Genomic DNA, 11568 nt, shown 5'->3' with positions numbered 1-11568 from the left:
AGTTGCAACTTTTCTGCAACTAAAAAAAGCATAGCACTAACTGAATTTATTGAATATAGCTGAATAATAAAGAAATAAAAAATACGCTAAATATATAATAAATAGCGTATTTTATATTTTGTTTGTAACTTGTTGGAATTTACTGAATATCAGAAAGCTATCAACTTATTTTCTTAAAAATAAAATCATTAATTTTGTGACCAGCTTCGATGCCACGACGTTCAAATTTGGTTTGTGGACGCCAGTCAGGACGTGGGTAGCTGTTGCCTTTACCTGCTAAGTTTTCTAAACGTGGACGATTGTCTAAAACGTCAAGCATCCATTCAGCATACGGTTCCCAATCCGTTGCAGCATGGAATGTACCGCCAATTTCCAATTTTTCTTCAACCAATGGCATACGATCATGAGAAACAAAACGACGTTTAAAATGGCGTTTCTTTTGCCAAGGATCAGGGAAATATAATTGTACAGTGTTGATGCTGTTATCTGGCATTTCACGTAATACTTGGATGGCATCGGCATCTAAAACACGTAAGTTTTTCACCTCGGCCACACCTGCTTCATAGACACATTGTGCAATACCTGGAACATGCACCTCGATGCCAACAAAGTTGCGTTCAGGATTTGCTTTTGCCATCAGTACCAAAGAACGCCCCATGCCAAAACCGATTTCTACCGTTAAAGGACGTTCAGGATGGGGAAAATGCTGACGTAAATCGCCAACAGGGTATTCCAAAATTAGATCACGATGTTGTTCAAGCGCAGATCGTTGTGAGGTATTTAATGGCGCAGAACGGCGCATAAACGTCACAATTTCGCGGTGCTCATGCAAATTGTCTAACTCTACAACTTGCGCTTCAATTTGATCGTTCGACATAAGCTTGGGGATTACCAAAAATTCAAAAGGCGTATTTTAAGACCTCTACTTATCAAGTCAAACTTTTTTGTCATTTATGTAGGGGAAATACTGAGATTTAGCGCGAAGCTGTATATGATATGGCATTTATTAAAATGATATTGCTTAGCAACTGAATAAAATTGATTGAACAAAAAGTCAAAACGATGAAAATATTAAAACTACAATATTTTGCGCTGAGCCTGAGTCTATTAGGTTGTTTCTTTTCAGCACATGCACAATTGATGTTCAGCCAATATAATGTATTGTCTAAAATTATTTTGGATGATGGTTATCGTAACCCAAATAAAGCACTATGCCTGATGCTTTCAATGCGAAAAATACTTTGCGAGCAGGGGAATCAAATCCAAAATGTGCATGGTATATCAATGCTAATGAACCTACAGCATTGGATTATAATGAAGAATATAAAACTGAATCTCACAAAGCAGATTTTTATACAGCTGATGCATTCCGTTGCTCAGATCATGAGCCGATCATTGTTGATTTAGATTTTAACTCTCCAAGCACACCACAAAAACCTGAAACTGAACATAAAAAAGCGCTTGTGTTTTTGGCGGCGATATTTGTCTTGGCGAGTATAGTGATGATTGCACCGCTTGATAGACGCAAACAATCATCAATTTAAAAAATCTCATATAGATGCCCAAAGAGAGGATGACATCCTCTCTTATCTTTTGGTGTATACACAGGTTGAGTTGGTTTTAAAGTTGAATGGATGTACGAATGATGGTTTCTCCTACTGTTGATAACATTTCAAAATCACCGCCTAAGCGCTGCACACGCACTTGCATACTGTGTAAACCGACATGAAAACCTTGCTGTACCGAAGCCGCATCAAAGCCAACGCCATTATCTTGAATTTCTAAAATTAAACATGCTTGTTCATTTTCATATAAGGTCACTTTCACTTCTGTGGCTTGACTGTGTTTGACAATGTTATTGAGAGCTTCTTCAGAGACACGTGCCAAAGTAAGAGATTGAATCATACTTGGTGTGTTTTTCCATGCAGTTGGCATTTGCCATGTTGAATGTATATCCATTTCTTCAAAAATTTGTACGAAACGATGGCGTACGGGAGCTGCCCAAAGTACAGGATTGTCAGGAACTTTAGAGCCAAAGCTAGAACCTGAGTCTATAACTTGACGTAAATCATTACGTAATAGTTTAAGTATCGACATCATTTGTGCTTTGTCGATATTGTCATTTAAATCGAGCAAAATCATTGAACGGGAAATTGAGCCACCTAAACCATCATGCAATTCATGCGCAAGGTTTAAACGTTCTTGGAGTCGCATATTATTGGCTTCAAGTTGATATTTTTTACTTAATGATTGTTCTAAATCTAAGGTAATTGTTTCAACTGTCTTACTCAATTTTTTATTAAATAGCTCCACTTGGTTAATATTTTGTGCAATGCGCCATGCTAAAATACAGGAGATCGCCAAACTGGTCACAGGTGCTGCAAATGGTAACCACAAAAACGCATGAATATTAGCTTGATAGATTACAACGTCATGTAGGCAAATCACTATAAAAATAATAAAAACTGCTGCTAACATAAATATTTCGGCACTACGATTTTTATACGCTAGCCATTGAAAGTATAGGCAGTTGCTAAAAAATACTAAAGCACTATAAATAAAACAAAATAGAAGGGTATTTTTTAAATATTGTAGCGGTACAACTAATAATAAAATAGCGAGGCATATACTGATACCAAACAAGATATATTCTGTTCTTTGATAGCGCTGTTTGGCAAAGCGCCATGAAAATAAACATAAACAGCTTACATAGCCCAATAGAAATATTATATTTAGACGAGATGTTAGCAATGTATCTGTAAATGGCAATGGTTTGGTCATTAAAATATTGCTAATAAATAAAATCCAAAATAGCGATGTTAAAGCAAACCAACCAAAAGCATCTTCCTTACGACGGAATAACCATATAAACAAACCTGTTAAGCCTAAAACCAAAGTAATAATTAGATTAATAAAATAAGTGCTACGTCTTTCAAGAATATATTGTTGATGCAACTGAGTAATATAATCGACTGAGTTAAACACAATTTTATTTAAACCTGACGCTTGAGTTTGTACTCCAATGACTTTAATCAAAATTTCATTTGTATCTGAGTTCAGGGTGGAAGCGGGTAAGATCCACATCCGTGGAATATTCCAACTACGAGATAAAGGCTCAACCATAGATTGATCATGCCAAAGGAGTTCATGATTACTATAGACTGCTCCTGCCATGTTAATCCGATCGACAACAAAAGCAGCAGGCTGTACTTGAGCAACTTTTGAGTTGCAATGACGTTGCCAAAGAATTTTATACCATGCTGTACCTGAGTAGTTTTTCCATGCTATATCCCAATTGTGTGGCAAAGCTATATTTTCCCATCCTGTTTGAGGAATCTGGTCTGAGTTATCGGTGACTTTAACCACTTGTGTGCTGATGATTTTAAAATCACAGTTATTTAATGTTGTGGGTGTTTCTACCAAAGGCTGTGCATAAGTGAGGTGAAAAATAAAATATAAAGCAAAGCTTAAAATTAGACGTAAAATCAATCTAAAATTCCTAAATTTCGTCCAACATCTACAGCCATAATACGCGTCGATACCGATAATTTTCTATAAATATGTTTGACATGTGACTCTATGGTATAACGAGAAAGATTGAGCTGTTCCGCAATTTCTTTATTGCTTAAACCTTGTGAAACTAAAATTAAAATCTCTTGTTCACGTTTTGATAAAACTTCGGTACTTTCCTGTTTTTTAGTCGATTCAGTTGACATGACTTGGCTTGATGATTCATCCAAATGCAATTTTTGTAAGATTTTTTGTGCAATAAAAGGATCAATCGGAGCACCGCCACGAAGTACACTGCGGATAGAGAGCATAACTTCAAGGTTATCTCGTTCTTTTAACACATAGCCTGTTGCACCTGCACTGATCGCCATGAGAATCGCATCTTCTGTACTCCATGCTGACACAACGAGCACTAAAATACTCGGATCATATTTTTTTAAAGTTTTAATAAAATCTATGCCATTGCCATCAGGCAAACCGAGATCGATGAGTGCAAATGAAACAGAATGCCTTTGTAATAAGGAATGGGCTTGTTTTAAATTGGTTGCAAAAAACAAATTTTCAGGCATATAGCCAATGTTGAGTAATATTTCTTTGAGGCGAACTTGGATAAGTGGTTCATCTTCAACAATAATGACAGGAACAGGTAAACTTAACTCATTATTAATCATCACAACTCTCTAATAATTTATTTTCTATACTGTGCCTTTATTCTTATGCTTTGCATATCCCTGAAATTGGGTATTTGATGGTTTTTTGGCGTAATTCAATAAAGTTTAAAGATAATATTGTTATTATTGGGAAATATTAATTTTATTTATTTTAAATAATGTTAGTCAGAATACCTGATCTCAGGGATATAAAAAATAACAAATATGTATTGAAATAATAACAATTACTACATAAATGGAAGTTTAAGTCATGAATCACATTTTTAAAAAAATTTGGAATAAGTCTTTAGGACGTATGGTTGTTGTGTCTGAAAATGCAAAAAGTGCAGGGAAGACAAATCATACTATAGATAAATCATCTCATATATTCACACCATTCGTTTCAACATCTAATAGTGTGATAATGGTTAAAACTTTGGTTCTAAGTATAAGTTTGTCCACAGGAATGGGAGTATGGGCTGGTGAAATTTGTGATGGGAGTAATGCTACTGGAGAGCAAAATTTAGGGAGTTATTCTCCAGGTCCTAACTCATTTGCTTGTGGTTTTAACAATCTAGCGATTAACAAAAATGCGGTTGCTATAGGTCGAGATAACGAAGCAACCAATGAAAATAGTGTTGTAGTCGGAAATATAAACAAAAGCTATGGCAATTCAAGTAGTGCGATTGGTGTGGAAAATATTGCGAAAGGTGATTATACCAATGCTATTGGTCACAAAAATAAAACTGAAGTTGGTTTTAGTTCAGCAATAGGTATTGAAAACACAGTTTCTACTATGTTTGGTAATGCTATAGGCTATAAAAATACGTTATCAGGTGTTTATGGTAGTACAGTCGGTTATCAAAATAATGCAAATAAATCAAATGCAAATGCAATTGGAACCAACAACCAAGCAACAGGAATTATGTCGAATGCTATAGGTTCAGGTGGACAAGCGTATAATTATGATTTTAAAATTGATCCGACAAATAATAAAAAAATAACTGTTGGTGGTTCTACTATAGTGACCACAACAGCAATTACTTCTGCTAATGATTTAACTGTTTCAAATATTGTGACAATTGATGGATACGCATTAAGTGATGTAGAAAAAAGTACTTTTATTACTTTAATAAATGGTTTTTCACCAACTAATACAGCTTCAGGTATTGCAAGTAATGCATTTGGGATCAGTAATACTGCTTCAGGTACTCGTAGTATCTCAGTAGGAAGTTTAAATACCAGTTCAGGTACATTCAGTAGCGCAGTGGGTTATAACAACCAAGCCACTGCAAAAAATAGCAGCGCATTTGGTAGTAATAGCATTGCAAGTCATGAAGGTGCAACTGCACTCGGCTTTGGTTCAGAAACTGACCGAGTTAATAGTATATCGGTAGGTAAGGCTGGGGCAGAAAAACAAATTACCCATGTGGCAAATGCAACTCAAGCCACTGATGCAGTGAATTTACAACAAGTGCAAAGTTTGGTGGCAAGTTCAGGTGGTTCATCAGATAACTATGACCACCATACGAATGATACTGCCTTAGGCAGTGCTAGTGGTATAGCCCATACTACGACAAACAATGCCGCAGGTAAGTTAGCTACAGTAGGTGGTATTGCTGTTACAGCAACAGGTACTAATCTTGATAATATTACGTCATTTACTATGGGGAATGGCACTGTTGTTACCGATACTGCTCAAGTAGCTGATTTTATAAATGCTGCGAAAAAAGGCGGTAATATTGCTGTTGGAATGAACAGTTCTGCAATGGGTGTAACAAATACAGCCTCAGGGACGTTAAGTAGTGCGGTGGGGAATAATAATAATGCCTCAGGTAGTGCTAGCAGTGCGTTGGGGTATAGTAATAATGCCAATAAGCAAAATGCGACAGCTGTGGGGAATAAAAGCCAAGCCGCAGGTTATTTAGCCAATGCGATGGGATCGGGTAATAGTTTCACCCCACTAATGAGTAGCGTAACAGGTCAAACTAATACCTATGATGTTGCGGGCTATCGTATTGTGACCACTACAGCGGTTAGCAGTGTAGCAGGTTTAACAGCGCAAAATATTAGCAGTATTGATAACAATAGTAGCTTAACCGAAGCACAAAAAACTGAGTTTTTAACAGCATTAAAAGCAAGTTATATTACTCAAAACACAGCTTCAGGCATTGCGAGTAATGCCTTTGGTGTAAGCAATACCGCATCGGGGCATTTAAGTAGTGCAGTGGGTGTGCGTAACCAAGCGACAGGCTACCAAAGCAGTGCGTTGGGGTATGGGAATACTGCCTCAGGTAATAATAGCAGTGCGTTGGGGTATATGAATAAAGCTACTGGGGACAACAGTGTTGCATATGGAAATAGTAGTTGGAGTATGGGCAAAGACTCTCTAGTAGTAGGTTCTCGTACGAGCAGTGGAAAATCGTGGACTTTAAGCATAGATGTAAGCACAGGATACATTAATACTCTTAATGGTATACCTGTCACAACTACAACAGGCGATTTCATAGAATTGCTTAATAATCCATCTAAATTGATATCAGTACAAGGTGTAAATTTAGTAAGCGATAGTGAAAAAAGCAATTTTATTGAGCTCTTAGGAAGTGCGAGTATGGCTATCGGTGAGAGCAGTGTTTCAGTTGGTTTAAATAATCTTTCTTATGGCAATAATAGTATTACGTTGGGGAATAGAAATACTGCCTCAGGGTATAGTAGCAGTGCGTTGGGGTATAGGAATACTGCCTCAGGGGGTGGGAGCAGTGCGTTGGGGTTTGCGAATACTGCCTCAGGGGGTGGGAGCAGTGCTTTGGGGTATAGGAATACTGCCTCAGGTAGTGCTAGCAGTGCGTTGGGGGCAGCTTCAGGCTTTTCGCACTCAATTACAACAGATGGCAGCGGAAAAATCACGTTAGTAGGTGGAGTGAACGTTACCACCACAGGTACGGGCACAAATTTATTTGATATAGACAGCTATACTTTAAATGGTATAACTGTTACAAAAGCAACAAATCCCACGGCCGTACAACAATTTATTAATGCAATCCAAATCGGTGCAAATTTTGCGCTTGGGGATAGGAGTAATGCTATTGGTACAGGCAACATTGCCTCAGGTAGTGGTAGCAGTGCGTTGGGGTATAGGAACACTGCCTCAGGGCTTTTTAGCAGTGCGGTTGGCGTGGGTAACCAAGCGACAGGCTACCAAAGCAGTGCCTTTGGTGTAGAAAGCAAAGCCACGCATAACAATGCTACTGCGATTGGTTACCAAGCCGAAACTGACCGAGAGAATAGTATTTCTGTCGGTAAAGCAGGGACAGAAAAACAAATTACCCATGTTGCAACACCAAATATGGATACTGATGCAGCCAATAAAAAATATGTGGATGATGCAACAAATCTTGCTGTGAAATATGATAGTACAACTAAAAATCAAATCACACTTGCAGGTACAGCAAGCACCAAAATTACCAATCTACAAGATGCAACTTTAGATATAGCATCAACTGATGCAGTAACAGGTAAACAGTTAAATGCAACCAATGATGTAGTTGCAACGAAAGCATCAACAACGGATTTAAATGCTGGCTTGGCTTTAAAAACCGATAAAACTGATTTCACGGCATTAAATAATCAAGTGAATGATGCAAATACAGGTTTAGCAACCAAAGCATCCACTACGGATTTGAATACAGGTTTAACCACAACATTAACCACTGCAAAAGGCTATACAGATCAAGAGGTTGCATCGACATTAACCACTGCCAAAGGCTATACAGATCAAGAAACTGCATCGACATTAACCACTGCCAAAGGTTATACCGATCAAGAAGTTGCATCAACATTAAGCACTGCAAAAGGCTATACAGATCAAGAAGTTGCATCGACTTTAACCACTGCCAAAGGCTATACAGATCAAGAAACTGCATCGACATTAAGCACTGCCAAAGGTTATACCGATCAAGAAGTTGCATCGACATTAACCACTGCCAAAGGTTATACCGATCAAGAAGTTGCATCAATATTAAGCACTGCAAAAGGCTATACAGATCAAGAAGTTGCATCGACTTTAACCACTGCCAAAGGCTATACAGATCAAGAAACTGCATCGACATTAAGCACTGCCAAAGGCTATACAGATCAGAAAACCGCAGATGCTGTATTGTATGATACAGGCTCAAACAAAGAACACATTACTTTAGCAGGTACAGCAGGCACGAGCATTAGTAATCTTAAAGCAGGCGTTAATGATGATGATGCTGTGAACTTTGGACAATTAAAGGTGAAAGCTGACCAAAGTACAGTGAATGCGTTGGATGGGCGAGTTACGACCAATACAAATGATATTGCTGCTTTACAAAATGGTTTAGTTGGAATTTCAGCGAATGCCGTTGTTTATGACACAGTCAACAAAGATATTGTGCGTCTACAAGGTACCAACGGAACCAAACTGACTAACTTACAAGATGCGACTTTAGATATTACTTCAACCGATGCGGTGACAGGCCGTCAGTTAAATGCCGCCAATAGCAATGTAACGGCCTTAGATACTCGAGTAACACAAACAGAAACAGATATTGTTACCTTGCAAACTAACTTAGGTACGACTCAAACGAATTTGACCACCCTAGATGGTCGTGTCGACACAGCAGAAAGCCAGATCACCAATTTAAAGGGGGATGTGGTACAAGTGCAGTCAGACATTACAACGAATAGCACAGCGATTACAGGTCTAGATACGCGTGTAACACAAACAGAAACAGACATTGATACCTTGCAAACTAACTTAGGTACGACTCAAACGAATTTGAACGCCTTAGATGGTCGTGTCGGCACGGCAGAAAACAATATCACCAATTTACAGGGGGATGTGGTACAAGCGCAGTCAGACATTACAACAAATAGCACAGCGATTACAGGTCTAGATACGCGTGTAACACAAACAGAAACAGACATTGATACCTTGCAAACCAACTTGGGTACGACTCAAACGAATTTGAACGCCTTAGATGGTCGTGTCGGCACAGCAGAAAGCCAGATCACCAATTTGCAGAGTGATGTAGGGCAAGCTCAAGCAGATCTTTTTAATCTGAGTGGTAATGTTGCAGCGACACAGAACCAAGTGCAACGTAATGAAAATGCATTCGTTTCATCATTAGGAGGAGGAGCCGCATTTAATAATGGCAACTTTGTTGCACCAAGCTTTACGATTCAAAATCGAAATTACAGAGATGTAGGAAGCGCATTGACTGCTGTAGATACGAAGCTGACAAATTTAGATACCCGATTATCTAAAGTTGAAACTACAGGCGGAGTGGCAGGTGCAAATGGTTTAAGTGCGTATGATATTGCAAAAAATAACGGATTTACAGGAACAGAAACACAGTGGCTTAGTTCACTTCAAGGTGCGAAAGGCGATACAGGTGCCAATGGTGTTGATGGCTTGAATGGTAAAGATGGCGCGAAGGGCGATAAGGGAGATCAAGGTTTAACAGGTGCATCAGGCAAAGATGGTGTAAACGGTAAAGATGGTAGCAATGGTCTTGATGGCTTGAATGGAAAAGATGGCGCGAAGGGCGATAAGGGAGATCAAGGCTTAACAGGTGCGTCGGGCAAAGATGGTGTAAACGGTAAAGACGGAGCTAATGGTCTTGATGGTTTAAATGGCAAAGATGGTGCGAAAGGCGATAAGGGAGATCAAGGCTTAACAGGTGCGTCGGGCAAAGATGGTCTAAACGGTAAAGACGGAGCCAATGGTCTTGATGGTTTAAATGGCAAAGATGGTGCGAAAGGCGATAAAGGTGATCAAGGTCTTAGTGCTTATGATGTTGCAGTAAAAAATGGGTACAAAGGAACGGAACAACAGTGGCTCAATAGTCAGAGTAATCCTTTGGTTACTGTAAATGCAGATCAAAATAATTTAACTCCTGCACAAGCTACTGGTTCAGGTTCTGTTGCAATTGGTGATGGTGCAGTGGCTTCAGGCAATCAATCTACTTCCATTGGGCAAGGTTCTACAGTCACAGGTCATCAATCTACTGCTGTGGGCAAAGGGAATATTGTGGCTGGTGAGCGTTCAGGTGCTTTTGGTGATCCAAACAAGGTGTCAGGCAATAATAGTTATGCTGTTGGTAATGACAATGCAATTAAAGGTGATGGTACTTTTGTATTAGGAAATAATATCAACACTGAAGCCAAAAATGCCGTGGTTCTAGGTAATAATTCAGCATCAGATCGAGATAATACAGTATCTGTTGGAGCAAAAGATGCTGAACGACAAATCATTCATGTGGCAGATGCAACCGAAGCAACCGATGCTGTGAACTTAAGACAAATGCAAGCAGCTGAGGCAGAAACTTTAAAATCTTCGAAAGAATATACAGATACTCAATTTAATCGTTTAGAGCGTGCATTCTCAGACCATCGTTTAGAAACAGATCGTCGTTTCCATGAGGTTGATAAACGTTTTGATCGTCAGGGGGCGATGACAGCAGCAATGATGAACATGGCAAATAGTACTTCAGGTCTTAAAGGGCGTAATCGAGTGGGGGTGGGTGCAGGCTTTCAAGGGGATGAAAAAGCCGTTGCTGTGGGTTACCAACGTATGATTAATGACAATACCAGCATCAGTTTAGGCGGTGCTATGACCGAGGAAGAAAAATCTGGTGGTGTGGGTGTTGGCTTTAGTTGGTAAAAAATATTCTACTTGATTTAGATCAAAGAGCATCCTAGGATGCTCTTTTTATTGCTTATTTTAAAAAATTAAAATACAAAACAATTAAATAAAATAACTGGTCTTGGTCATTAGCTTAGAAATTGCAGTCATTGTAATTTTTACTGGAATTGGTAAATCCACCCCACCTGCCTTTAATGCTGTGTCTCGATGATGTAACTCATCTTCATTCATTTGTAGCAAAATTTTACGTGAACGCTCATCTTGCGGTGGCAGTTGGCTAATATGATGTTGTAAATGCAAACTCACTTGACGTTCAGTTTCAGCGACAAATCCTAAGCTGTATTTATCTCCTGCGATTCCTGCAATCGCTCCCATACCGAAAGATAAACCATACCAAACAGGATTCAATAAACTTGTGTGACTGTCTAACTCTTTTAAACGATCTTCGCACCATGCCAAATGATCTTGCTCTTCAATCGCAGCAAACTCCATTTCACGGCGTACATTGGGCAATTTCGCGGTCAAAGCTTGTCCATGATACAGTGCTTGTGCACACACTTCGCCACTATGATTGACACGCATTAAACCTGCTACATGACGTGCTTCACTGACAGCAAGCTTGGTTTCAGTGTTTTCAGAAGGATTTCTACGCTGTGCGGAAGTCGTGCCGGGAACTAAACTTCTTAAGGCTTGATCAAAAGAGTGAATCAATTTGTCGATGCCAGTGTAATGACGCAT

General features: G+C 38.9%; 6 protein-coding genes. 2 read left to right on the top strand and 4 right to left on the bottom strand.

What is annotated here, in order from left to right; genetic code table 11:
• Positions 1–160: 160 nt before the first annotated feature.
• Positions 161–877: a tRNA (guanosine(46)-N7)-methyltransferase TrmB gene (gene trmB, locus HUV91_RS06655; RefSeq protein ID WP_174492924.1), complete on the bottom strand. Its 717-nt coding sequence runs from the start codon at positions 875–877 to the stop codon at positions 161–163.
• Positions 878–1211: 334 nt separating this feature from the next.
• Between trmB and HUV91_RS06650 the strand changes: the two genes are divergently transcribed.
• Positions 1212–1544 carry a hypothetical protein gene (locus tag HUV91_RS06650; RefSeq protein WP_130072680.1) on the top strand — a complete coding sequence of 111 codons (333 nt, stop codon included), beginning with the start codon at positions 1212–1214 and terminating at the stop codon, positions 1542–1544.
• Positions 1545–1620: 76 nt separating this feature from the next.
• Here HUV91_RS06650 and HUV91_RS06645 read toward each other — a convergent pair whose 3' ends face one another.
• Both HUV91_RS06645 and HUV91_RS06640 read right to left on the bottom strand, forming a co-directional pair.
• Entirely contained in the window at positions 1621–3489 is a 1869-nt protein-coding gene (locus HUV91_RS06645) for an ATP-binding protein (RefSeq protein ID WP_228257047.1), read from the bottom strand.
• On the bottom strand, positions 3486–4181 hold the full coding sequence (locus tag HUV91_RS06640; protein WP_174492923.1) for a response regulator: 696 nt from the start codon (positions 4179–4181) through the stop codon (positions 3486–3488). The genes HUV91_RS06645 and HUV91_RS06640 overlap by 4 nt, the downstream gene beginning before the upstream one ends.
• Positions 4182–4431: 250 nt before the next feature.
• Between HUV91_RS06640 and HUV91_RS06635 the strand changes: the two genes are divergently transcribed.
• Positions 4432–10848 (top strand): ESPR-type extended signal peptide-containing protein, encoded by a 6417-nt coding sequence (locus HUV91_RS06635; protein ID WP_174492922.1) that lies wholly within the window; start codon positions 4432–4434, stop codon positions 10846–10848.
• A gap of 84 nt (positions 10849–10932) precedes the next feature.
• Here HUV91_RS06635 and coq7 read toward each other — a convergent pair whose 3' ends face one another.
• Positions 10933–11568 (bottom strand): 2-polyprenyl-3-methyl-6-methoxy-1,4-benzoquinone monooxygenase, encoded by a 636-nt coding sequence (gene coq7 / locus HUV91_RS06630; protein ID WP_174492921.1) that lies wholly within the window; start codon positions 11566–11568, stop codon positions 10933–10935.

The sequence above is a fragment of the Acinetobacter sp. Marseille-Q1623 genome (genome assembly GCF_902809895.1).
GTDB classification, from domain to species: Bacteria; Pseudomonadota; Gammaproteobacteria; order Pseudomonadales; family Moraxellaceae; genus Acinetobacter; species Acinetobacter piscicola_A.
The sequence above is the reverse complement of the archived record's forward strand: the minus strand, read 5'-3'. Positions and strand labels throughout refer to the sequence as shown.

Excerpts from the sequence above, each read along its gene's own strand:
- HUV91_RS06635 (WP_174492922.1), top strand. The coding sequence starts at position 4,432 with ATGAATCACATTTTTAAAAAAATTTGGAATAAGTCTTTAGGACGTATG.
- trmB (WP_174492924.1), bottom strand. The coding sequence starts at position 877 with ATGTCGAACGATCAAATTGAAGCGCAAGTTGTAGAGTTAGACAATTTG.
- coq7 (WP_174492921.1), bottom strand. The coding sequence starts at position 11,568 with ATGCGTCATTACACTGGCATCGACAAATTGATTCACTCTTTTGATCAA.
- HUV91_RS06650 (WP_130072680.1), top strand. The coding sequence starts at position 1,212 with ATGCCTGATGCTTTCAATGCGAAAAATACTTTGCGAGCAGGGGAATCA.
- HUV91_RS06640 (WP_174492923.1), bottom strand. The coding sequence starts at position 4,181 with ATGATTAATAATGAGTTAAGTTTACCTGTTCCTGTCATTATTGTTGAA.